At 57.5% G+C, this 23,693-nt stretch carries 23 protein-coding genes and 1 tRNA gene; 5 read left to right on the plus strand and 19 right to left on the minus strand.

Features of this window, described 5'->3' with window-relative positions:
* Positions 1 to 30: 30 nt before the first annotated feature.
* The 14 genes from HMPREF0045_RS05685 to HMPREF0045_RS05750 form a co-directional block, all read right to left on the minus strand.
* On the minus strand, positions 31 to 1,197 hold the full coding sequence (locus HMPREF0045_RS05685; protein ID WP_005986355.1) for a hypothetical protein: 1,167 nt from the start codon (positions 1,195 to 1,197) through the stop codon (positions 31 to 33).
* A 19-nt stretch (positions 1,198 to 1,216) separates the two neighbouring features.
* Entirely contained in the window at positions 1,217 to 2,503 is a 1,287-nt protein-coding gene (locus HMPREF0045_RS05690; RefSeq protein ID WP_005986357.1) for an adenylosuccinate synthase, read from the minus strand.
* Positions 2,504 to 2,869: 366 nt separating this feature from the next.
* Positions 2,870 to 3,823 (minus strand): ribokinase, encoded by a 954-nt coding sequence (locus HMPREF0045_RS05695; protein WP_005986360.1) that lies wholly within the window; start codon positions 3,821 to 3,823, stop codon positions 2,870 to 2,872.
* Positions 3,820 to 5,220, minus strand: a complete 1,401-nt coding sequence (gene uriT, locus HMPREF0045_RS05700; RefSeq protein ID WP_005986363.1) for a uridine transporter UriT — start codon at positions 5,218 to 5,220, stop codon at positions 3,820 to 3,822. The genes HMPREF0045_RS05695 and uriT overlap by 4 nt, the downstream gene beginning before the upstream one ends.
* Positions 5,217 to 6,179, minus strand: a complete 963-nt coding sequence (gene uriH, locus HMPREF0045_RS05705; protein WP_005986365.1) for a uridine-preferring nucleoside hydrolase UriH — start codon at positions 6,177 to 6,179, stop codon at positions 5,217 to 5,219. The genes uriT and uriH overlap by 4 nt, the downstream gene beginning before the upstream one ends.
* Before the next feature lie 133 nt (positions 6,180 to 6,312).
* The gene (fbaA, locus tag HMPREF0045_RS05710; RefSeq protein ID WP_005986367.1) at positions 6,313 to 7,335 is read right to left on the minus strand and encodes a class II fructose-bisphosphate aldolase; all 1,023 of its coding nucleotides are present in this window, start codon (positions 7,333 to 7,335) and stop codon (positions 6,313 to 6,315) included.
* Positions 7,336 to 7,439: 104 nt separating this feature from the next.
* A complete protein-coding gene (locus HMPREF0045_RS05715) occupies positions 7,440 to 8,138 on the minus strand; it encodes a TrmH family RNA methyltransferase (RefSeq protein ID WP_005986368.1) in 699 nt (232 codons plus the stop codon).
* Positions 8,135 to 8,740, minus strand: a complete 606-nt coding sequence (locus HMPREF0045_RS05720) for a hypothetical protein (RefSeq protein ID WP_005986370.1) — start codon at positions 8,738 to 8,740, stop codon at positions 8,135 to 8,137. Before HMPREF0045_RS05720 ends, HMPREF0045_RS05715 begins: the two co-directional genes overlap by 4 nt.
* Positions 8,741 to 8,853: 113 nt before the next feature.
* Entirely contained in the window at positions 8,854 to 9,423 is a 570-nt protein-coding gene (pyrE, locus tag HMPREF0045_RS05725) for an orotate phosphoribosyltransferase (protein ID WP_180962950.1), read from the minus strand.
* A gap of 13 nt (positions 9,424 to 9,436) precedes the next feature.
* Entirely contained in the window at positions 9,437 to 9,937 is a 501-nt protein-coding gene (gene tpx, locus HMPREF0045_RS05730) for a thiol peroxidase (protein WP_005986374.1), read from the minus strand.
* A 16-nt stretch (positions 9,938 to 9,953) separates the two neighbouring features.
* A complete protein-coding gene (locus tag HMPREF0045_RS05735) occupies positions 9,954 to 10,730 on the minus strand; it encodes an SDR family NAD(P)-dependent oxidoreductase (protein ID WP_005986376.1) in 777 nt (258 codons plus the stop codon).
* 380 nt (positions 10,731 to 11,110) lie between these two features.
* Positions 11,111 to 12,034 (minus strand): carbohydrate ABC transporter permease, encoded by a 924-nt coding sequence (locus HMPREF0045_RS05740; protein WP_005986378.1) that lies wholly within the window; start codon positions 12,032 to 12,034, stop codon positions 11,111 to 11,113.
* On the minus strand, positions 12,034 to 12,957 hold the full coding sequence (locus tag HMPREF0045_RS05745) for a carbohydrate ABC transporter permease (protein ID WP_005986380.1): 924 nt from the start codon (positions 12,955 to 12,957) through the stop codon (positions 12,034 to 12,036). The genes HMPREF0045_RS05740 and HMPREF0045_RS05745 overlap by 1 nt, the downstream gene beginning before the upstream one ends.
* Positions 12,958 to 13,050: 93 nt before the next feature.
* Entirely contained in the window at positions 13,051 to 14,364 is a 1,314-nt protein-coding gene (locus HMPREF0045_RS05750; protein WP_005986382.1) for an ABC transporter substrate-binding protein, read from the minus strand.
* Between the two features lie 300 nt (positions 14,365 to 14,664).
* Between HMPREF0045_RS05750 and HMPREF0045_RS05755 the strand changes: the two genes are divergently transcribed.
* The 3 genes from HMPREF0045_RS05755 to HMPREF0045_RS09675 are packed head-to-tail and all read left to right on the plus strand — an operon-like array spanning position 14,665 to position 17,239.
* Positions 14,665 to 15,468 (plus strand): exodeoxyribonuclease III, encoded by an 804-nt coding sequence (locus HMPREF0045_RS05755; RefSeq protein ID WP_005986384.1) that lies wholly within the window; start codon positions 14,665 to 14,667, stop codon positions 15,466 to 15,468.
* A complete protein-coding gene (locus HMPREF0045_RS05760; RefSeq protein WP_005986386.1) occupies positions 15,468 to 16,391 on the plus strand; it encodes a serine hydrolase domain-containing protein in 924 nt (307 codons plus the stop codon). The genes HMPREF0045_RS05755 and HMPREF0045_RS05760 overlap by 1 nt, the downstream gene beginning before the upstream one ends.
* Positions 16,388 to 17,239 (plus strand): 3'-5' exonuclease, encoded by an 852-nt coding sequence (locus tag HMPREF0045_RS09675; protein ID WP_005986388.1) that lies wholly within the window; start codon positions 16,388 to 16,390, stop codon positions 17,237 to 17,239. The genes HMPREF0045_RS05760 and HMPREF0045_RS09675 overlap by 4 nt, the downstream gene beginning before the upstream one ends.
* 130 nt (positions 17,240 to 17,369) lie before the next feature.
* Here HMPREF0045_RS09675 and HMPREF0045_RS05770 read toward each other — a convergent pair whose 3' ends face one another.
* The 3 genes from HMPREF0045_RS05770 to HMPREF0045_RS05780 form a co-directional block, all read right to left on the minus strand.
* Positions 17,370 to 18,497, minus strand: coding sequence for a hypothetical protein (locus tag HMPREF0045_RS05770; RefSeq protein WP_005986390.1), 1,128 nt, complete (start codon positions 18,495 to 18,497; stop codon positions 17,370 to 17,372).
* A gap of 18 nt (positions 18,498 to 18,515) precedes the next feature.
* A complete protein-coding gene (gene dcd / locus HMPREF0045_RS05775) occupies positions 18,516 to 19,136 on the minus strand; it encodes a dCTP deaminase (RefSeq protein WP_005986392.1) in 621 nt (206 codons plus the stop codon).
* Positions 19,137 to 19,283: 147 nt separating this feature from the next.
* Positions 19,284 to 19,583, minus strand: coding sequence for a TM2 domain-containing protein (locus tag HMPREF0045_RS05780; RefSeq protein WP_005986394.1), 300 nt, complete (start codon positions 19,581 to 19,583; stop codon positions 19,284 to 19,286).
* A gap of 77 nt (positions 19,584 to 19,660) precedes the next feature.
* Here HMPREF0045_RS05780 and HMPREF0045_RS05785 point away from each other — a divergent pair.
* Positions 19,661 to 19,734, plus strand: a tRNA-Gly gene (locus tag HMPREF0045_RS05785).
* Positions 19,735 to 20,174: 440 nt separating this feature from the next.
* Here the strand turns inward: HMPREF0045_RS05785 and HMPREF0045_RS10485 are convergent.
* Positions 20,175 to 20,534, minus strand: a complete 360-nt coding sequence (locus HMPREF0045_RS10485) for a hypothetical protein (RefSeq protein ID WP_005986396.1) — start codon at positions 20,532 to 20,534, stop codon at positions 20,175 to 20,177.
* 225 nt (positions 20,535 to 20,759) lie between these two features.
* Complete coding sequence (locus tag HMPREF0045_RS05795; RefSeq protein ID WP_005986398.1) at positions 20,760 to 21,608, minus strand: Abi family protein; 849 nt, start codon at positions 21,606 to 21,608, stop codon at positions 20,760 to 20,762.
* Between the two features lie 1,230 nt (positions 21,609 to 22,838).
* On the opposite strand from HMPREF0045_RS05795, the gene HMPREF0045_RS10720 reads away from it, so the two are divergent.
* A complete protein-coding gene (locus HMPREF0045_RS10720) occupies positions 22,839 to 23,693 on the plus strand; it encodes a hypothetical protein (RefSeq protein WP_005986402.1) in 855 nt (284 codons plus the stop codon).

The raw sequence follows: 23,693 nt of genomic DNA on the forward strand, positions 1-23,693 counted from the left end.
AGCTGCGCCATTATCTGTAAACACCGTTAGTTAGCGGAACATATCCTCAAAGCCTGAACCTTCAAGCTTGTAGTAGTAACCGTCTTCACCCGGGTAGTAGGCCACGCCGTCCTGGTAGTACAGGCCGTTGGGGTGGTAGCCATCTTCAATGGTTTCTTCACCCGCAGTGGGGGCCTGCTCATATGCGGGCTCTGTATAGTCCTCGTAGCCAGCATCGGCATAGTCCTCATCGCCGGCACCAGAGTCATAGACCCCGCCCTCTACGTAAGATTCGTAGCCATCGCTTTCGTAAACGCCCTGCTCAGCCGCTGCAGCATAAGTGGCGGCCATAGCGGCATTGTTATCAGCATCAGGAGTGTGGATTAGCGGCACGCCGGGGATACCAGCCGCAGGAACCTCAGATTCGCTGATTGGGGCAATCTCAGACAAAGAAACCGTCTGGCCCTGCGGGTCAGGGATCTGACCGGCTGCAATAGCCGCCTTAGTAGCCAGACTTTCCTTAACGCGCTTGTAAATACGCACGCCACCCAGCCACAAAATACCGGCCAAGATCAGGCAGGAAGCAATACCCAGCACCCATCGCACCACATGCTGTAGGGCAAGCGAGGGAACCGTACCCACTACTTCAAAGGAGGTAGCACCCTTTTTAGGAACAGCGGTGGAGCCCTTAACGTCGGCGTTCTTGTAGGAAACAATCTTGCCGTCGTACTTGACCGTCACGTGCGAGACAATCAGCTGGTTAGAGATAGCGATGTAGCGAGGGATAGACACCTTCACACGGTGGTCTTTGTCGGTGCTCATGTTGAAGCCACCGAACTGCGTAAGCGCAGCCGGGCCAGCACCGTTTTGGAAAGCGCCCTCTACCTTGGCTTCACATACCTCACGACCATTGCGCTTACTTACCCAGGTAACCACTTTGGCGTTGTGAGTGGTGGTTTTCTTGTTTTGATCTGCACCTTTTTGAATGGTCTTGCAGATAACAGCTGGTTTCAAACCAGTGTGCGAACCGGGCGCAAACGCGAAGTCAAGCACCGCGTAGTTTTCGCCCTTTACGTTAACGTTAAACCAAATCTCATTGGGCTGCGAGGTTTCAGCTTGAACCTCAGAGACGCTTAGCGGCGCCATAAAAACCAGCAGCCCCGCCACTAAAGCCGCAAGCACGCGGCTAGTTACAGACTTGTAGTTAAGGGTGTTCACGGGTTCCAGCCTAGCAGCTTCAGTCAACTAACGAGTGTCGAGTAATTGTGGCTTCGCGCCCTGCGCCCACACCAATGGCGGAAATTCGCACTCCAGCCAACTGCTCAATTCGCTCCACGTAACGCTGAGCGTTAAGCGGCAGATCCTCGAATTTACGTACGCCAGTGATGTCTTCGCTCCAGCCGGGTAGCTGCTCGTAGATGGGCTTGGCGTGGTGGAAGTCAGACTGGGTTAGGGGCATTTCGTCCCAGCGCACGCCGTCGACGTCGTAAGCCACACATACCGGGATGGTGTCGTGCCCAGTGAGCACGTCTAGCTTGGTCATCACCAGGTCAGTTAGGCCGTTAACGCGCGCTGCGTAGCGGGTGACGACGGCGTCGTGCCAGCCACAGCGACGGGCGCGCCCCGTGGTTACGCCGTACTCTCCACCTTCAGCGCGTAGACGTTCGCCCATTTCGTCGTTTAGCTCGGTGGGGAAGGGGCCTTCACCTACGCGAGTGGTGTAGGCCTTAACCACACCAACCACCCGGTTGATGCGGGTGGGACCCACCCCGGTGCCAGTGCAGGCGCCGCCGGCGGTGGGGTTGGAGCTGGTCACGAAGGGGTAGGTGCCGTGGTCAATGTCTAGCATGGTGGCCTGACCGGCCTCGAACAGCACCGTTTTGCCCTCGTCTAGGGCCTTGTTTAGCAGCGTGGAGCAGTCCACCACCATGGGACGCACGCGCTCGGCGTAGCTGAGCAGCTCGTCAGCAACTGCGTCGGGGTCGATCGCGTCACGCTTGAAAATCTTGGTTAGCAGACCGTTCTTCTGGTCCAGTGCAGAGTGAACCTTTTGACGCAAGATGGACTCGTCAAACAGGTCCTGAACGCGGATACCGATACGGTTCATCTTGTCAGCGTAGGTGGGGCCAATGCCACGGCCGGTGGTGCCCAGCTGGCGAGAGCCCAGGAAACGCTCGGTGGCCTGGTCAAGCACCCGGTTGTAGGAGGGAATTACGTGGGCGTTAGCGCTGATCAGCAGCTTTGAGGCGTCTTTGCCGCGCGAGGTAATTTCCTCGATTTCGCTAAAGAGCACCTCTAGATCAATCACTACCCCGTTGCCGATAACCGGAGTTACCCCCTCGGTTAGCACACCGGCTGGCAGTAGGTGGAAAGCGAACTTTTCTCCGTCAATAACTACGGTATGACCAGCGTTGTTACCGCCGTTGAACTTGACTACGTAGTCAACATTCTGACCTAGCTGATCGGTTGCCTTGCCTTTTCCTTCGTCGCCCCACTGGGTTCCGACTACTACGACACCTGGCATTGAAAACTCCTATAAACGGCAAACGCCGCGTTGACCACACGACTGCATTAGTCTAGCGGCCCTATAGGCAGATTTCTAGATTTTGCCGTTACTATACCGCTTTATTTTGGTTTGGCAAGCACCCACTGTGGTGTCCACCCTATCCCCTACCCCGCTGCACATATTGTGACCTGCGGGAATACTTTTTTGTTCGGTGTGGTTGGCCCTAGTGTCATCACCTGACATATGGCGACGGCGCCAGGAAGGTCCCCGACGCCGTCGCCACACCTTTTAGCTTAAAGCCGCACTTTATGCGCATTTCTTATGCACGCCTGGGTTGAGCGTGCTTGAGCTGGACGCTCCTGAGCTGGGTGTGCTCAAACGCGCTCACTTTAGGAACTCGCGCACCTCATCAGCACTGGCGTAGGAGGCCTGCGCGCCCACCTTGGTGGTGGAGCAGGCCGCTACCGCCGCAGCTAGGGTGGCGCCGTCGGCAAGTGAGACGCCGGCAGCCAAAGCCGACAGCAGCGTGCCCATGAAAGAGTCGCCAGCGCCGGTGGTGTCTACCGGGTTGACCTTGAAAGCTGCCACCCATTCGAGGCGGCCCTCCTCATAGATCAGGGAGCCGGCCCCACCCAAGGTGAGGACCCCGCGCTTAACGCCAGTGGCCATGAAAGCCTTAGCTACCTGCTCTAGGTCTGCAGTGTCTACGCTTTGACCACTGACCAGAGACAACTCGTGCTGGTTGACGATCAGCACATCGGTTAGTTCCAGCAGTTCGGGTGAGAGCTGACGGGCCGGGGAAACATTGAGAACCACCGGCACGCCAGCCTCGTGGGCGCAGCGGGCCGCAGCGGTGACAGTTTCCAGGCTTACCTCCAGGCACAATCCCAGGGCCCCAGCCTCAGCGATTACCTGCGCCTTATCAACCACATCAGCCGGGGTGAGGGTGGCGTTAGCGCCGGGTGAGATCACAATGGTGTTCTCAGCGGCGCCGTCCACAGTAATCATGGCGGTGCCGGTAGCCACTTCACGTTCATAAACGTGGCGGGTGTCTACCCCCTTTAGCGCCAGGGATTCGAGCAGCAACTGGCCGTTGCCGTCGCGCCCAACCGCCCCAATCATCACGGTGGGCACACCCAGCAAAGCAGCCGTGGCAGCCTGGTTGGCTGATTTACCGCCCGGCAAGATACGCAGATCTGAGCCAACTACAGTTTCACCCGGACCAGGTAGGCGCTGGGTGGTTACCGTTAGGTCCGCGTTCAGAGAGCCTAAAGCCACCACCGGGGCACCTAAACGGTCTAACGCCTCCAGGGCGCGGCCACGATCAGCTACGTTCACGCCGCCGTCTCCTTTTCAACCGCCGGCGCGGGGATCAGCAGCGAGCTAGCAAAAGCCAAGGCCAGCAACACCAAACCGGTGATAACTGCACCCTGGAAACCGCCTAGGCCGTTACCTAGCGTCACCGAGACTGCCGGCAGGATCGCGAAGGAAATACCCGCACCCAGGTTGAAAGCACCAGCGTTAAGGCCTGGCAGGTAGCCGGGGTTGTCGCTGGGAGAAAGCACCACACCTAGACCGTTGAGCATAATGTTGCTCATACCGGCATAGGTGATACCCACAAACACGTTAACTGCCAGCAGTAGCACTGGGGTGGCGCTTGGAGAAATCACAAAAATCGCGCCCAAGCCAATCACCGTGCCCAGCAAGCCCACGCGCAGCACCTTACGGTAGCCAAAGCGGCCGGCCAGGGTGCCAGATACCGGGCCCATTAGTAGGCCGGCAATGGCGTAAGGGGTCAGGGTCCAGAAAGAGACGACGTCGGGGCTAAGGCCCGGCCCGTAATCAGTGTCCTGAGCTAGACCCGGCACCAAACCGTTCATAACCGCAAACACGCCGGTCATGGTTAGGGTGGTGGTCAGCAGCAGCGCCCAGGTGGAACGCGACTGGAGGTAGACGGTAGCCACCAGGGGCTGGCTGGTGCGGTCCTCCTGGATCCAGAAAGCCACAGCAGACAAAGCAGCCAGCAGGAACAGGCCCGCCACCAGCCAAAAGTTAGCGTTGGAGAGTTTAGCTAGCTCATTGAAGATGATTAGCAGCGCACCTACCGCCACCACCAGGGCAATAGTGCCGGACCAGTCCATGCGGTGGTCGCCGGGCACCAGGGATTCATCGGTTAGGAAGGCTACCGCCACCGCCGCCAACACGGCGATTACAGCCATAGTCCAAAATACTGAGCCGAAACCAAAGTTTTGGGCTAGCCAGCCACCAGCTAGGGCATCCACACCCGCAATACCACCGTTTACGGCGGTAATTACGCCTAGCAGGGTGCCGTAACGCTTGGGGTCAGGTACGGCCACGCGCAGCATAATCAGACACACGGGCACGGTCGGCCCGGCCACGCCCTGAATCACGCGGCCCACAAATAGCAGCTCCACTGAGCCAGTCATGCCAGCCAGCGCAGAAAGCACACAACCCACGGCGGTTAGCGCCATCATGCCGGTTAGTAGTTTGCGCCGCCCGATCATGTCACCTAGGCGGGGCAGGAACAGGCTAAATAGCGCGGCAGCCGTGAAGAACACGGTCTGGGTTAAGCCGATTACGTCGTCGGTGGTTTTTAGCTCCTTGGCCATCACTCTCAGGGCCGGAGAGAGCATGGAGGCATTGAGCTGGAAGGCAAAGCAGGCCACCAGCAATGCGGTCATAACCGCCGCTGTTGAGCGTTTAGTGACGCTCATTTGCGGTCTTCCTTGGCGGCTAGATCCTTCTGTACGCGGTCAATGGAGTCAATTACCAGGTCCCAGAAGCGGTCAAAGTCCAGCTTGGTGGCGGCCTGGGTGTGGCAGTCGGGCCCGGCGGGGGCGCGGAAGTCGGCTACGGTCATGCCGGTGGTGAGCGTGCCGTTGAGTTCCACATCGATGGGGACCTTAACAGTTTCCACAATCTGCGGGTCGATCAGGTAGGCCACGGTGCACGGGTCGTGTACCGGCGGAAACTCAAAGCCTTGGGCGTCCTGGTAGGCCTTGCGGAAGAAGGTGAATAGGCCCAGCACAAAGTCGGCTACCGGGCCGCCCAGGTCAGCGATCTTGGCGGAGATAGCGTCAGTGGCTAGGGCCTGGTGGGTTAGGTCCAAGCCAACCATGGTTACCGGCCAGGGCTCGTTGAAAACAATGTGGGCTGCCTCAGGGTCAACCTTGATGTTGAATTCGGCTACAGCAGACCAGTTACCTACGTGGTAGCCGCCACCCATTAGCACCACTTCACGCACGCGCTCTACGATGCGTGGTTCTTTACGCACTGCCAGGGCAATGTTGGTTAGCGGGCCGGTGGGAACTAGGGTGATTTCGCCGGGTGCGTGGGACATTACGGTTTCGATGATTACGTCGACGGCGTGGCGCGGGTCTAGGGCTACAGGTTCGGGTAGCTCGACGCCGTCTAGGCCAGAATCGCCGTGGCAGTCCGGGGCGGTTTCTACCGGGCGCAGTAGCGGGCGGGTGCAGCCTGCTGCGATCGGTACGTCTTGCATCCCGTAGACGGTGGCTAGGCTCAACGCATTGTTAGTTACTTTTTCTAGAGTTTGATTACCACCAACAGTGGTTACTGCCAGTAGCTCAATGTTGGGGTTGGCGTGTGCCAGCAGCATAGCGACAGCGTCGTCATGACCCGGGTCGCAGTCGAGGATAATCTTCCTAGGCATTAGGTCGCGTGCCTCTCAATTGTGGTGGGTGTGGTCACAATATTTTACACACATATAAATAAATGTGCCCCAGGTTATATAACCTAGGGCACATTCAGCGATTAAACGCTAGTTGCCTTAGCGGCAGTTAAGCTCAGCGACGGGCAGAGCCGACGGAGCCCAGACGCTCGCAGGCCTCAACCACGCGGGCAGCCATACCGGTCTCGGCAGCCTTACCCCAAGAGCGCGGGTCGTAGAACTTCTTGTTGCCGACCTCGCCGTCGATCTTGAGGACGCCGTCGTAGTGCTCGAACATGTGAGCAGCAATCGGGCGGGTGAACGCGTACTGGGTGTCAGTGTCAACGTTCATCTTGATAACACCGTTGCGTACGGCGGTAGCAATTTCCTCGTCGGTGGAGCCGGAGCCACCGTGCATGACTAGGTCGAAGGGGCTCTCCTTGCCAACACGCTTGCCGACCTCAGCCTGGATCTCACCCAGCAGCTCGGGACGCAGCTTGACGTGACCGGGCTTGTAGGAGCCGTGCACGTTGCCGAAGGTCAGAGCGGTGGTGTAGCGGCCGTTCTCGCCTAGGCCCAGGGCCTGGACAGCGGCGTAAGCGTCGTCAGCGGTGGTGTAGAGGCTAGCGTTCTCTTCACCCTTAATGCCGTCTTCCTCGCCACCTACAGCACCGATCTCGATCTCGAGGATGGTGTGGGCAGCCTTAGAGCGAGCCAGCATGTCCACGGCGATCTCAATGTTGTCTTCTAGGGTCTCAGCGGAGCCGTCCCACATGTGGGAGTTGAACATGGGCTCTTCGCCGCGCTTGACCTGCTCGGCCTCGATGTCCAGCAGCGGGATAACCCAGTCAGCCAGCAGCTTCTTGGGGCAGTGGTCAGTGTGCAGACCGACAACGCCGGGGTACAGGTCGCCGACGGCGCGAGCGTAGGCAGCGAAAGCGATGGAGCCGCGTACGCGGTCTAGACGAGAGGAGCCGGACCAGTAAGCAGCGCCACCGTTGGAGATCTGGATGATACCGTCAGACTCGGCCTCGGCGAAGCCCTGCAGCGCAGCAGATAGGGTCTGAGAAGAAGTAACGTTGATAGCCGGGACGGCGTACTTGCCGGCCTTGGCGCGGTCAATCATGTCCGCGTAAGTTTCCACGGTTGCAATAGCCATTGCAAATCCTCCTGGTTGTGTTTCACTAAACAGTGGTGCTTCTATTCTGGCACGTTTTAGCGCTAATTGGTACGCGCAAATACCGTCAGCCTGTGCAAATTCAGTTAAAAGGGTGCACTTTGTCCATGTTGCATGATCCAGGCATGCATAGCGATAGCTGCTGCGGCTGACACATTAATGGACCGGGTAGAGCCGTATTGGCCAATACGTAACTGGCGTTTGCAGTGCTCAAGTAGGGCCGGGCTGATGCCTTCGCCTTCACTGCCCACCACCAGCATGGCGTCAACCGGCAGTGAGGTTTTTTCTATCAGCTCGCTGCCTGGGCCATTGTCGATAGCTAGTAGTTCCAGGTTATTTTCCTGGGCCCAGCGCACCAAATGCTCGGGCGTGGGGTGATGGTAGACACGCAGGTAACGGTCGGTGACCATGGCGCCGCGTCGGTTCCAGCGGCGCTTGCCCACCACGTGTACTCCGCCCACATTAAAGGCGTTAGCGGTGCGCACAATTGAGCCGATGTTTAGATCGTGGCTGACATTTTCGATCGCGATATGTAGGCCGTGGGCGCGCGCTGCCATATCGGCTTTAATGGCCTGCCATTTCCAGTAGCGGTAGGGGTCCACCACGTTGCGTCGATCGCCGTGTTCTAGCAGCTCATGGTCCCAGTGGTCACCTTCAGGCCAGGGCCCCTGCCAAGGCCCCACCCCCACTTCGCGCTCTGGATCTGGGGTTACTTGGGCTAAATAGGCGACGACGCCGTCACTAGCTTCGGTGACGACGCCGTCCTCGTTTTCGTAACGGCTCATGCCTTATCCTCTAGCTCCAATACCTTGGCGTCTTTGGGCTTTTTGTAAGTGCCTTTACGCTTGAGCTTGTCAGCTAGGAAGTACTGGCTGGAGGCGCGCCCGGCGCTGCGAGCTACTGCCGTGAGCGGTCCGTGGCACAGGAAGTTGTAGGTGGGCACCATAGCGTTGTAGTCGCGCCGGGCTTTGGCCACGGCTTTGTCAGCTTTCTTTAGCCGCTTGTAGGCCAGGCGGTACCCGGGCTCTTTATTGCGGTTAGCAGCCCGTACACTTTCCACAATGCGACGCAAAATCAGGGTGATGTCGTCTTCATAGTTGGCGCGCAGCAGCGGCTGGTTTTCCTGCTCAGCTAGGGCAATAGCCTCGTTTAGGGCGCTCATGTCTCCTGGCGCCAGGGCACCGAGTTTGTCTGCTTCACGCGCTAGTTTTTTGGCGCGGCGGTGGCGCCTAGAGAGGGTCTCTTCAACGTCAGACCAGTTGTGGTCCAAGCGCTCACCCAATGAACGTACCTGCACGCGGGCAACCACAATGATGGCTATCCACAGCAGCAGTAATAAACCTCCGCCAATGAACAAAGCGATGGTTCCGGTGGGGTTAGAGTCCATGGTTCCTCCTTGGGATTGGGCACCAACTCCTAGTTTAGCCTGACCTGGCTTAGGTAGCAGACTTGGCGGGCGCTGGGTTGCTTAAAACCCAGGCGCCCGCCAAGGGGTCAGTATTACTCCAGGTCTAGGTCTTCTAGACCAAGGGCATATAGGTAGGGTAAATCAGCGGCTTCAATGCGTTCGCGAGCGCCAGTGTTGCGGTCTACGATCACGGCCACAGCCAACACCTGCGCGCCGGCTGCGCGTAGCGCCTCTACTGCCTGGATGGGCGAGCCACCGGTGGTGGAGGTGTCTTCCAAAACCACTACGCGTTTGCCTTCGACAGACGGGCCTTCGATCTGGCGTTTCATGCCGTGATCTTTGGCGGCCTTGCGCACTACGAATGCGTCTAGGTCTAGGCCGCGTGCGGCGGCGGCGTGCAGCATAGCGGTAGCTACCGGGTCAGCACCCATGGTTAGGCCACCGACGGCGTCTACCTCATCTACGCTGAAGCCGTTTTCTTCTAGCAGATCCAGCATTACATGCCCGATCAGCGGGGCGGCTTCGTGGTGGAGGGTGGCGCGGCGCATGTCCACGTAGAAGTTGGATTCAAGCCCTGAGGCCAGGGTGACTTTGCCGCGTACTACGGCCAGTTCGTTGACTAGCTCGGCTAGGCGGGCGCGGTTGGAGTCGTTGGTGGTGATAGCCATGGAGTTTTCAGTTTCCTAAATATTCAACGACGGCGTCGTAGTCGGGTTCTTGCTTGATTTCGGGTACTAGCTGCACGTAGCCAACGGTTCCGTCAGGCTCGATTACTACGACGGCGCGTGCCAGCAGCCCGCTTAGCGGCCCCTGGGCCATGGTTAGGCCGTAGTGTTGGCCAAACTTGGAGCGGAAACCGGAGGCGGTAGCGACGTTTTCAATGCCTTCAGCGCCGCAGAAGCGCCCCTGGGCGAAAGGTAGGTCATTGGATACGCACAGCACCACGGTGTTGTCGAGGCCGCCGGCCAGCTTGTTGAAGTGGTGCACACTGGCGGCGCATACACCGGTGTCGATGGAGGGGAAGATGTTTAGCACTACGCGCTTGCCGGCGTAGTCGCCTAGTTTGATGGGGCTTAGGTCGTTGGCCACCAGCTCACAGGTGGGAGCGGGGCTGCCTACCTGGGGTAGCTCGCCAACGGTAGTTACTGGGGTACCTGCTAGGGTTACAGTTGCCATAGCTAAATTATGTCTCTCAGTAGTGGGTGGCGGCCACCCTTGAGGCTCCCACGAAATAGCGCACCCCGCAGCGCGGCAGACGGCGCAGCACAGCCTCGCTAAGGGCGTAGCGTAATGAGGGCACGCAGTAGACGCGCCCTTTACGGACAGCGTCTAGGGCTTGGCTTACCAGGTATTGGCTTTCTAACCACACGAATTTGGGCCATTGGGTGTCGTCAATGTGGGCGGCGGCATGGAAACCGGAGCGGGTTAGGCCCGGCAGTAGCACGGTGGCGGTGACGCCGGTGCCCGCCAGCTCGGTGGAAAGTGACTCGGTGAAGGTAGCTACCCAGGCTTTGTGGGCGCTGTAGGTGCCCATGACGGTGCGGGCGGCTACTGAGGCTACGTTCAAGATAGCGCCGTGACCGCGTGGAATCATTACGTCGGTGGCGGCGCGGCTAAGTTCCATCACGGCCCGCACCATTACGTTTAGGGCGTCTAGTTCGCGTCCCATATCACCGTCGATAAAGGATTGCCCCAACCCAAAGCCAGCATTGTTAACTAGCAGCCCGATTGGGGGCAGCTGGGTGGAACGGATACGCTCAGCTACCGCGTCAACACCCGCCTGAGTGGATAGGTCTGCGGCCAGCACCTCCACCTTGACACCGGCTAGGTTGTGGATTTTGGCTGCGATTTCTTCTAGTTTTTGCCGACGCCGGGCCACCAGTACGAGGTTGTGTTGCGCCTCGGCTAACTGCCAGGCAAATTCGAGGCCGATCCCCTCGCTGGCACCGGTAATAAGTGCTGTTCCCATAAGTTGAGGTTACCAGCCAACGCTGGGCCGAGGCCGGTAAGGACGCGAGCAACGAAACGAAGCTTGACTCAGTACTTAACCTGGCGCAGCGCTCACCCCTGGGATAGCTACCAAGCCCGGCGCGCCCCTCATAGCCTGCACAGCTGCCAAGTCTACAGGAACGCAACTGGGCTGGACATGGGATCAATTCGCACAACAAAACAGCTGCCAAGCCTACAGGAACGCAACATTTAAAGGTAAGTCGGGCGGCGCCGTCGTCGTCGACTAAAAGTGGGTATAAAAAGGCGGTGGCCCGCACGTTAGGGGCGAATGCGAGCCACCGCAGCTCAGCCAGCTGCGGAAAACATGGGGGTACATCGCAGCTGCTGAGGTCTCTATTATCAGCCTTTAACCGACCCCGCTGCAAGTCCGGATTGCCAGTATCGCTGCAAGAATAGAAACAGTGCCATCAAAGGCAGTACCCCGAAGAGCGCACCTTGCAAAACCGCCCCGTAAGTTGGGCTGAAGTAGCTCATCATGCCATACAAACCGAGGGTGACCGGCTTGAGCTGCTCATTGTTGGTAACCATCATCAACGGCAACAAGAAGTTGTTCCAGGTGGCCACAAAAATGAACAGGAAAATGGTGACCATAGCCGGGGCCAGCAGTCGCAGCACCATGGTGAAGAAGATGCGGCTTTCACCGGCGCCGTCGATGCGGGCGGCTTCTAGCAGCTCGTCGGGCACAGAAGTTTGGGCATACATGCGCCCCAAGAACACCCCAAATGGGCTAACGCAGCTAGGCAAAATAATTGACCAGATAGTGTCAGTTAGCCCCAGTGAGTGCATCACAATGTAGAGCGGAATGGTTAGCAGTGCGATCGGCAGCAGCAAACCAGCCATAACCACCAGCTGCAACACATTGCGGCCAAAGAACTTAAATTTAGCCATGCCATAGCCAGCCATCACCGAAACCAGGGTGCCAATAGCGCCGGCAGCGGTGGAGTACAGCACTGAATTAGCTACCCAACGCCAAAAGTGACCGTTGGTGGTGCCCATCAGCTTTTGATAGTTCTCAGCGGCGGCGTTGTGTGCAAACCATAGGCCGTTAGAATCGCCTAGATCCGCGTTAGTTTTAGTGGAAGAAATAATCAACCAGTAAATCGGGAATAGGAAGTAAACCAGTACCGCGATCAAAACTACCCCGGTGACGATTTTAGCGAAACAGCTTGGTTCCAAAGAACGCGACCAAGCGTTACGCGAAACCCGATAAACGCGGCCATCTTCTAGGTGCGCAAATTCTGTTTTATTTAGTAGCTCAGCCATCAGCGCTTACCCCGAGTCTGTACGAAGGCATATACCGCCGCCAATAGTGCGGCAATAATGGCCATAGTCATGGAAATAGCAGAAGCCATATTGGGGTTACCGGGTGAGGTCATCATGGTGGAGTAGGCCATCATCATGGGGGTGTAGCTGTTACCCATCCACGACTGCCCGGCGCGCATCACCGTAGGCTCATTGAACAGCTGGATTGTGCCGATAATCGATAGCAACACAGTCAGCAGAGCGGCATTTGTCAGCATCGGCACCTTGATCTTCATGGCCACCTGGAAACCAGAGCAGCCGTCAAGGCGGGCAGCCTCATATAGATCAGTGGGGATAGCTTTCAGCGCAGCCAGGAACACCAGCATGTTGTAGCCGGTGAAAGTCCAGGTGGTCATATTGGCCATGGAGGCCAAAATGATGTTTTTATCGAAGAAATTAATGGGGATGACACTGGCCAGCGGCGAAAGCTGGGGGCTGTACAGGTACATCCACATCATGGCAGCCACCACGCCGGGAATGGCGTAGGGCAAAAAGTAACCCAAACGGAACACGGTGGGGCGTTTAAGCAGGTAGGAGTCCAGCACTAGAGCCAGGGCCAGGGCGGCGATAATCATGAAAGGAATCTGGAACAGACCAAAGAGCATTACTCGCCCCATGCCTTGCCAGAACTGCTCGTTGGTAACTACCGCAACGTAGTTGTCTAGGCCAACGAATTTGGTGATTTGCTTGCCGCCACCATACAGCCCTCCCGCCGTGGTGGTCTTAAAGAAGGATTGGTAGATCGAGACAATAATTGGGACAATAAATGTCAGGCCAAAAAGAATTGTGAAAGGGGCACTAAAAGCCCACCCATAACGCAAATCGCGTAATTTGCGGGCACGGATTGTCGCCTTATTTTCTGTATACGAGCTCGCAGCTGACATTTTCATCTCCTCCCCTTAATTAGGTGCGTAATGCGGTTGCAGCAGGCGGGGGTGCTAGCAAATATGCCAAGCACCCCCGTTTTAGACTGCGAATCAGGCTACGCCGATGTTCTTTTCCTTCAGGGTGGAAACAGACACCGTCTGGGCGGTGGTCAAAACGTCTTCAACCTTGGCAGAGCCGCTGGTGACCTTACCGCCGGGCTCCTTCATCTTCTCGGTTACGGTGAACCAAGTGGGGATGTAGGGGAAGTCGGTGACCATGGTGTTGTTAGCTTCAGCGAGGAAGCCGTAAACGTCCTGGCCGCCCCAGAGCTTCTTCATGGCCGCAGGGGTCTCAGGCTTGGCGGTGGTAGCGGCTACTACCAGACCCTGGGAGACCAGCGCGGGCACCTGGGTGTTGAACCAGTCAGCGAACTTGAGGGCTTCTTCCTTGTGCTTGCAGCCCTTGATGACGGCGACGGCGGAACCACCGTCAGCACCGGTAACCTTCTTGCCGTCCTCGGTGGGTAGGTAGGTGACCTGCCAGCTGGTGGCGTCCTTACCTAGGTCGCCGAGCATGAAGCCGGGCTCCCAACCAGCGGCAACGGTACCGATAATGGTGCCGTCCTTGAGCTTGGCGATCCACTCCTTGCCCCAGCGCCCGTCGGCGAGCTTGAGGGCCAGGCCTTCGTCGTTTAGTTCCTGTAGGAAGGTGGCTACCTTCTTGGAGGCGGCGTCAGTGACCTCTACCTTCCACTTGTCACCTTCAGGCTTGTACCAGTGGGCGCCGGCAGCGGCGGCCTGACCGGAGATCTGGTAGCCAACCTCATCCTGCTGCCAGGTGGCAATGTACTTGCCCTTTTCCTTGGCCTTCTTGGCGGCTTCCTTCAGCTCGGCCCAAGTGGTGGGGGCCTTGATGCCGATGGCGTCGAAGGCGGCCTTGTCGTAGACGTATACCAGCGGGCCGGTGTCCTGAGGCAGACCAACTACTACGTCACCGAGCTTGCACTGACCCATAGGGCCGGCTGCGAAGTGCTTTTCGTAGCCGCCAGCCTTAATTTCCTTGGCGACGTCTTCTAGAGAGCCTTCTAGGTATACGGAGGCGATTTCACCGTAGCCAACCTGGGCTAGGTCGGGGGCGTTGCCAGCCTTCACTGCCTGGGCGATCTTTGCATAAGACTCAGAGGCCTGGCCGTCAAACTTCTTGACGTTTACGTGGATGTTGGGGTTTTCCTTGTTCCACTGGTCGACGACGGTCTGCACCTTGGTCATACCGTCCTTGTCGGGCAGGCGGTGCCAGTAGTTGATTTCTACCTTGCCACCAGATGCCTTATCGTCTTTGCCGCTACATGCAGCTAAAGTCGCCAGGATAGCGGTAGTGGAAGCACCAACCAGGGCCTGGCGGCGAGTAATGCTGAGGGTTCGCATTTAGTTCTCTCCTTTGAGTATGCGCTAGGGGCGGCGCATATTCTGTAACCGCGCTGCGGTAGCAGCGTTGCTCTTGTCACTTAGATTAATAACTGCCCCCACTCAAGTCAAACGAAATCGAACACAACCGCACACTAAATCGTTTGACCTGCGGTTATAACAATCAATTTGGCTAGTTTTCGCGTTTTCCTAAGCTCTACCAGGCCCTATAGGCAGCTACACACCCAGCTCAGCAGCCATTTTGCCGCCTCCCCTGCGCGCAGGTACGCGCAACTGCAATCAAACCGTTACGCTTGTCCTATGCGTTTAGCCACCTGGAACGTCAACTCTATCCGCGCCCGCATTGATCGAGTTATTGCCTTTTTAGAGCGCAGTGACACGGATGTGTTGGCAATGCAAGAAATTAAATGCCGCCCCGATCAGTTCCCCACCGAAGCTTTTACGCAGGCCGGCTATGAAGTGGTGGCACACGGCTTAAACCAGTGGAATGGGGTGGCCATCGCCTCGCGCATCGGATTGTCTGATGTCGTACATCAATTCCCTGATCAACCCACCTGGGCCGCTAAAGCTGGCGAGGACGGCGTCGTCGAAGCTAGGGCCCTGGCGGCCACCTGCGCCGGAGTGCGAGTGTGGAGCATCTACGCCCCTAACGGGCGCGAACTAGACCACCCCCACTACCGCTACAAACTGGACTGGTTTGCGGCTTTGCGTCAGGATGTGGCCGAAAGTTTAGCCCAGGCTCCTGAGCAGAAAACCATTTTTGTGGGCGACTGGAATGTGGCGCCACTGGACACTGACGTGTGGGATATTGCCGCTTGGGAAGGCAAAACCCATGTTTCGGCCCCTGAACGCGCTGCTTTTGCCTCCCTGGAGCAGGCCGGGCTGGTTGAGATCACTCGTCCTCTGGCCCAGGGCTACACCTATTGGGACTATAAGGGTCTAGCTTTCCCCAAGAATAAGGGGATGCGTATTGACTTTATGCTGGCCTCGCCGGCTTTGGCGCAGCTGGCCACTAGCGCGGTTATTGATCGTGACGAGCGTAAAGGTAAAGGCGCTTCCGATCACGTGCCGGTAATCGTGGATTTTGATTTGGACGCTAACTGATGCCGTTTTCTTCTGTAGCTTCTAGCGCTGCTGTCTCCCCTAACGCCGCCTCACCCAGCCCCGCCGCAGCGCTAAATGCCGCCGCTTCACCCAGCCCCGCTGTCTCCCCTGGCTCTGCCGCCTCGCTAAGTGCTTTGGCTGAGTTTGATTTTCCGACGGCGCTGGTGGTCAGTCAGGACGGTCAGGTACTAGCCCAGGGCGGCCAGGTGGAGAGCGATTTTGCTTTCGCCTCAGTTACTAAACCGTTGGTGGCCTGGTCAGCTGCGGTGGCCTATGAACGGGCCCTGCTTGATTTAGATGCCCTAGTGGGCCCGCACCTGCCCGGGGCAACCGTGCGTCACCTGCTCGCCCACGCCAGCGGCGTGGCCCCTAATGATGACAGTGTTTTAGCTGCGCCGGGCACTAAACGCATCTATTCCAATCGCGGCATTGAGCTACTGGGGCAGGTACTGGAGCAGGCTACCGGCTACCAGCTAGATCAGTGGGTGGAACTAAGCGTGCTGGAGCCGCTGGGCCTGGCCAGTATTTTGATTCCAGGCTCGCCGGCCCACTCTGGGATGGGTAATGCGGTTGATTTGGCTGCTTTCACGCGCGAACTAGCCGCCCCCACCCTGGTTAGCGCGGATACCGCCAAGCTGTTTACTAGCGTGGCCTTCCCGGGTCTATCCGGGGTACTGCCCGGCTACGGCAAGCAAAACCCTTGTGACTTTGCGCTGGGTTTTGAGGTTTATGGCGCTAAGCAGCCGCATTGGCTTAGTAGTGCCCAGTCACCACAAACCTTTGGGCACTTTGGCCAGGCCGGCTCCTTTATTTGGGTTGATCCAGCCACTGGGCGCAGCGCCGCTTTTTTGGGGGCTAAGCCTTTCAGCCAGATTCACAAGCGGCTATGGCCGCTGCTAAACCAGCAGATCGCCGCCCTATGAGCAGCGCGCAAGACGGCGCCTCACAAGCCCAGCCGCAGGGCTTCCCCGAGCTGCAAGAAGTTCAAGATGTGCAAGCGGGGTGCCAGCCACAAGACGGCCCTGCCTGGCAAGGCGGCCCGCAAGAGGGCCTGGAACTGTATCAGCGCGTTAGGGACTACCAGCGCCAAGCCGATACGGGCGGGCTGGAATACCAAGCCGATTCGCGCGGCTTGGGCTACGCCGTCGTCGATTTAGAAACCACCGGACTAGAGCCGCAAGATGAGGCAATTATTGAGGTGGGCGTAGTGCTACTCGACCCGCACGGGCGTGAGCAGCTGCGCTGGGACTCCCTGGTCAACCCGCACCGTCACCCGGGCCCCACCCGCATTCACGGCATTACTCCCGACGATCTCACCTACGCCCCTGAACTGGGCACTTTAGCCCCGGCCCTGGTTGAACTGCTGCGCGGGCGAGTGCTGGTGGCCCACAATATTCGCTTTGACGCCAGTTTTTTGCTGCCCGCCTTGCGCCTGGAGCTGGGAGCGGCGGCGTTGCCGCGCAAAATTTCGCAAGTGTGCACTATGAACTGGGCACGCTCGTTTATTGATACGCCGTCTCGCTCACTGGTGCGTTGTTGTCAGGTGTGCGGGATTGAGCTGGCCAGTCACCACCGCGCTATCGACGACGCCGCCGCCTGCGCCCAACTGTTAAGCCACTATTTGGGCGTGATTGCTAGTGAATATGAGCTTTTCCCCCACGGCATCCCCTGGGGTGAGCAGCTAGCAAAGGCCGTGCAGCTGTGGCAGCAAGTACCTCGGTGCGAAAGCAGCCAGGTGGTGCGCGCCTTGCAAGCGCGAGTTGGGCGCTAACAGGTTTTGCACGCGCTTTAGCCGCGCCAGCCCAAAGCTGAGCCAGCCCAAGGCGCGCCCCAGCCAGCCCAAAGCCCAGGCGCGCCCGCCGGATAAGCCAGTTTGCGCGCCCGGACCAGGCAAGCGCTAGTTAGGCGCTGGGAGCTGAGCCGGCGTCGCCCACCTCTAGCAGCTGACCAATGGTGACAATAAAGCCGGAGTCATCAACCACGGTGCCACCTGCGGCTTCAACCAGTTTGGCGGCAATGGAATCGATCATGGCGGCGGCTGCGGTGCGTTCACGACGACGCACGCGGGGTAGGTTCTCACTGAAGGCGTCGGCCATCTTGCGTGGCTGCCAGCGCATGTCATAACGGATAACGCCGTCATTAGCCCACTCTTCACCAAGCAAAGCTACCGGTAGGTCACGGGCCCCAGTCACATACACCTGGATCTGGCCCCACCCTGGGTGAGCTTGGGAAACCGGCAGGAACAGCGAATAGTGGTCCACTTCGGCGCGCGGCACTGAAGGCGGCAGGGCAGCAGCCTCAGCAGCGCGGCGACGCGCCTCCTCAATAGCATGTGGGCCCAGACGCGCTTCCAGCTCTTCAAGCTGGCGGATATTAAAGTTCATTTCCCCAGTGATCCGGGGGATTTCCTGGCTTTCAAAAAGCTGACGGTTAGCTACTTCAAAACCGTCACGCTGGTCAGAAGTAACATCATCAAGCACCACCTGGACAGCGTCAGGGGTCAGCCAAATCGGCGAATACAGGCTGGCACCAATATAGGCGTGCGGATCTGGGGTGAAAATCTGGCCAGTGTCTACCACTCGGATAGCGCCAGCTAGGCGGCGTGCAATAGGACGCAAAGCGTGTAGCGCCGCAGCTTCAAGACCGATAGGGCCGCCGTCGCTAAATAGAGATAACAGCGGGTCAGTAGCTGCCAAAGCCGGCTCCAAATAGGCGCGCTGACGCGGCACCGAAAGTACCATTACCTGGCTAACCCAAGCCGGCAGCCCCAGGTCAGCGCGTTCTTCGTCACCAATCCACCAGGGTCCTAGCAAAACCGCGCCGGCCACAATCTGTAGGCGCCCGGCCCCAATCCAGGCAGCTGACGGGTCTAACGATAATGCCAGGGCCTCAACCTCGTCAGCATTTACGTCGTCAGCTAGCAGCAGGAGGTGGTAGTCATCTGCCAGCGCCCTGGGGAAAGTGTCCACCGTGGCCAGCTGCTGCGTGGCCAGGGGTAAGGAGACAGAAAGGTCGGCAGCATCGGTCATATTTTAATTTCCTCTAAGTTATAGTTTCTCGGCCTCTACCTGGGCAGACAAAACCGGATCAGCAGGAATATCGATACAGCTAAAGCCCTGGTAGGAGCGCGACGCCGTGGGGCCACGCTGGCCCTGATAGCGCGAGCCACTAGCGCCCTGGCCATAAGGTGCACGCGCCGGGGAGGACAGCTGGAAGAAACATAGCTGCCCGATCTTCATCCCCGGATAAAGCAGGATCGGCATAGTGGCGGTGTTAGATAGCTCCAAGGTGACGTGACCACTAAAACCGGGGTCAATGAAGCCAGCCGTGGAGTGGGTCAGCAGCCCCAAACGTCCCAGCGAAGATTTACCCTCCAGGCGCGCGGCTACGTCGTCGGGCAGTGTCACGCGCTCATAGGTGGAGCCCAGTACGAACTCGCCGGGGTGCAGCACGAAAGGCTCGTCTGCCGCCACTTCCACCAGTCGCGTCAGATTCTTCTGCTCATGGGCGGGGTCAATGACGGCGTAGCGGTGGTTATCGAACAAGCGAAACCAACGGTCCAGGCGCACATCAATACTGGCAGGCTGAATGAGCTCCGGCTCGTAGGGCTCAAGAGCTACGCGGCCAGAGTCAATCTGGGAGGCTATGTCGCGATCAGATAACAGCACAGCGCCAGTCTACCCGGTCAGTCAGTCATCGCATCTTGTAATGCATAACTATTTAAACCGTTAGTGGCAGAACTGGCGCCGCGTTAGGGAGGCTGCATCTCTAAGGCAGTACCCCTAAAGAAGCCGCTTTCAGGAAGCTAGCAAAATTCAGGAAGCTAGCGGAACGCCGTTAGCGTCGTGGCCGTACATCTGGTCCGGAGTGGCAATCAGGATCATGATGAAGTCCACGAAACCCCAAATTCCCGCAGCAATAATCAAGAAAACGCCAATGACAACAATGCTGAGCACGATGCCAGCAATGGCCAGGCCCAGCTGGTAGGCGCCGCGCTTGGTGTAGCCCAGGTAGAAGTTGTGAACACCGAAGGTGCCAAAGAAGAAGGCAAGCACAGCCGCAACGATCTTGTTCTTGGGCTGGCCGGTGTACATGGGCATCTGGGGGGCAGTCATATGTCCTCCTAGTGAATATTGGTTTATTGAGACCTGCATGCGTTATAGTAGTGCATGGTCGTTCAAGCAATGACTGCGCGGGTGTAGTTCAATGGTAGAACTTCAGCTTCCCAAGCTGACAGCGCGGGTTCGATTCCCGTCACCCGCTCCATTTCGGCGATAAAGGTTTTTACCGCTTTTTCCCTGATCTTTTAAGGCCCTGGTGCGACTCTGGCTTGTTCGCGCCCGGCTGCCGCGATGGCTTTTTTTGAGCAAATGACAGTATTTTTGCCGACGGCGCCATTCATGGCCCTTTTCACATAGAGTTGTGACCAGTGAGGCGCAAGTGGCTAGCCAAAAACCTTACAAACACTAACAAAACCGGCAACAGCTTGCATTGCTAACTAGTCGACCCATAGGGGTTAAAGGACGAAAAGAGTTGGTCTGGGGCTGGGTGCGTGGCGCTGCGGAGAGGCTCCTGGCGGCGGCTGATTCGGGCTGCGGAGCGTCCTCCCGGTTGGTGGATTCGCGGGTTGAAGCCGGAAGCGTCAAAGAGTATGGGGCCTGCATCAAAAAGTATCGAGCAAGCGTCCAAAGGTTCACCTTCGTTGATTAGTAGTACTCACGGATGTATTCGTGGGCCTTGTCGAAAACGTCAGTGGACTTGATCTTGAACTTGACAACCAGTATCAATCGCAGTTGGCGGCGAGCCTCTCGGTCCCCCTCGCTCGTAGACTGCCAGCCGTCGAAGCGCACCTGCCTGACGACGTTGTCAATCTCTTCGACGACCTTCTCCACAATGATCGGTGTGGAGCCGCTTCGTACGGTCTCAAAAAGTTCCGTAAGCGCTGCCTTGCCGCGTTCCTCGCGTGGCTCGCCGGCGAAGAAGTCACCCTCCAGGCCTTCCGTTAGGGCAAAAACCTCTACTGCCAGACTGCGAGCAGGATGTTCGGTATCCCAGTCGAGAAGCACAGGACCAACGCGGAGCTGCGCCAGAAAGGGAAAATCACGGTCCTGGACTGCGGATACGGCGGCTCGGTCGGAGCCCTCAAAGCCATGGGTGCACTACGCATGGGGCTCGATGAGTCCGAGCTCAAACCCTTGGTGGACGGCTTGCCGCTGGATGCTGACGGATACGAGTGCGCCTTCTACATGAAGGATTAATGAGTACGCGAAGCTGAAGTTTTGTGCATGCCGCTAGGCTTCGAGCATGTCACGCCAGTTGGTGGGGAATCCCATGTGGGAGAGGTCAATCGAGTCTGCGTATTGTGCGAAAATATTGCCGAGGCGCGCCACGCGCTCCTGCCACCGGTCTTGATCCGGGTGCAGGAATTTGAGCATGTAGATTTGGGAAAACAAGCTGCGATCCGCTGGGTGGCGCATGCGTGTATCAGGCCGGGGAATTGTGGTGAAACGCCAGAAATACAGGCGAGTGTAGTGGGCGCACTTGTTGCGCAGCTCCGTGAACGCGCGCAACCAAGACAACAGCTGTTGGTCACCGGTGCCGTACATCTTCGCTATCGCCTTGCGGTCGCCTCGTTTGAGATCGGCATAGGTAAACGAGAGCATGCCCGTGGAGAAAAACTCCATGATCACCCAGATCGGGAAGCGTCCTTCGTATTTGTCGAGATGGTGCTTGACGACGGGCGCGTTTCGGTTGTCATGAATCACCCGGTCGATGCGCCGCAGATACGCATCGTGCTTGTGGCGTGAATCGAAAGTGGGAGCCTCCAGGTAGCACTGACTTCCATATGCGCAGGCTAGATATGAGCCGATGTCAGCCTTGAGGGCGCTTTCGATTTCGCCTATGACGTCGAACAGCCATACCCGCAGTTGGCTGTCGAAATCGTATAGGCGCATGATCTGGTCGAAGGATACCGGGCGATAGCCGGTGCGTGTTTTGAAAGGCAGGAAGTAGGCGCGTAGACGGTAATAGCCTGTACGACGGAGAAAACCTCGTGCCGCCTGCATGTCGTTGATGTGGATGCCTTTGCCCTCGATGAGAACGAGTTGTTCGTCAATCGTTGTCGAAGGCTTCAGGTCCATTCATCACCCCAGATAAAAAACGTCTCCCCTGGGACACATCCGAAGGAGAGGTGCGGGGAGTCCTATTGGCATCCATGTTAGCACAGATCCATGCCAGCCGGTGCTGAATCCGGTCTGTCTGCTCCAAGGGCAGCGGGCTGAACAGTCACCGCACTTGCAGGTGAGAAAAGGACCAACCCTGGACTCCCACCGGGATGGGTAGCGGAACCGGTCTTGTTACTAGCGAAACTAACGCATTTGTCTGCTCGTCATGCGTCCCGCTCCCGCTCTGCACCTCGGGGACGTCACCTCAGTTCCTTCCTACTCTCACCCACGCCTGCGAACGGACAAGCGAGTAGACCCCACAAGCGCTGTCCGCCCCATGCCCGGTTTCGCCCTGTCCCAAGCACGCATGGGTGAGCAGAACAGGGACACTCCCGCGTCCGCTTCCAGTAACGAGATCGGGACGCTCTGGGATCCGAAACGTCAGCACCAGGCTGCCACCCCAGGCCGCTCAGAAAGGCCCAGACTCTTCGCATTTGAGGGTGTAGGTGTTGTGGGCGGGGTTGGGCGTGTCGTGGCCGGGTAAGGGTCGAGGCCTTCCTTGGGACCTTGTCGTTTTCTGGTTGATCTGTGAGAGCACGAGGCCGTACTTTTTGACGCGGAGCTGAACCTTTTGACGCAAGGCCACACTTTTTGACGCTTTCTGCCTCGACGCACCGAGCGAGCCCCTGAGTCACCCCTCCGAGGCTCCGATCAGCCGCCATCAGAGGCTCCTCCACGGCACCACACACCCGGCTTCAACACCCCAAAACCACCACAGAACAGCGAAAACACCACCCTGGATAGTTCCCGGCCGTGCCGGAAACCTTTGTATCCAGAGTGACGTCCTTTTGGAGCTGGTGACGGGAATCAAACCCGCTCCGTTTCGGCGATAAAGGTTTTTACCGCTTTTTCCCTGATTTTTTAAGGCTTTAGTGCAACTCTGGCTTTTTCGCGCTCGGCTGCCGCGAGGGCTTTTTTGAGCAAATGACAGTATTTTTGCCGACGGCGCCATTCATGGCCCTTTTCACATAAAGTTGTGACCAGTGGGACGCAAGTGGCTAACCAAAAACCTTACAAACACTAACAAAACCAGTAATAGCTTGCATTGCTAGCTAGTCGACCCATAGCTCCCACAAACCCTTCTCTAGTGTGAGCGCAATCATATAGGATTGTCATTAAGACACCATCCAATGAGGGGAGCTAGCGTTGAATGACGACGACGACACCACTGACAAGTCTATGGATGAGTTACCGCTCTTAGTTAAGAAACCGCCGGCTCCCCTCGGCTTATCTCTGCAACGAGCCATAGCTGTTTTGAAGGACACTGGCCGCTACTCACTGTTGGCAATCATTGTGATGACGCTGGTGCGCGGCGTACTTCCAGCAGTGCAGGTGGCAGCTATCGGCTCCCTGGTTGCCAATATTGCCGATCTTAGTAGCGGGCTGAACCAGGCTGCTTTGTGGGCGCTAACCCAGCTAAGTTTGGCTTTTATTGGCGCTTATGTTTTAGAAAACTTAATTAAATATGTGGGAGACCGCCTGACCTTAAAGCTTTCCTACGACACCGATATTACGGTGGTGCGCAAGCTAAGCTCACTTGAGGTGCAAGATTTTGAATGTGCTCACACCTATGATTCTATCCAGCGGGTAGATTCAACCACCGGCCAGCACATATTTGAGCTATTTGATTCTGCTCGCTCTGGCATTCAGGGAGCTATTTCGATTGTCAGCATTATTGCTGTTATTGCCACCTGGAACCTGTGGATTGCGGTAGCGCTTTTAATTGCACCTATTCCTGCAGCTATAGCCACATTCCAGTTACAAAACAAAGCTTATGAGATTGATTTTGTGCGCGCCCCACAGCTGCGTCTGGCAACCTATTTCAGGGAGCTGTTAACCTCAGATTCTATCCGCAAAGAGATTGGGGTTTTCTCCCTGGCGCAGCTGTTTGAAAGCCAGTACACCAACATCCGAAAGGGTTTCCTTAAAACAGGATTACTTGCTAGCCCGCTACAACCTAACCAAATCTGGCACACTTGGGCTGATTTCAGTTTTTGCTAA

This window comes from Actinomyces graevenitzii C83, assembly GCF_000239695.1.
Taxonomy (GTDB): Bacteria; Actinomycetota; Actinomycetes; order Actinomycetales; family Actinomycetaceae; genus Actinomyces; species Actinomyces graevenitzii.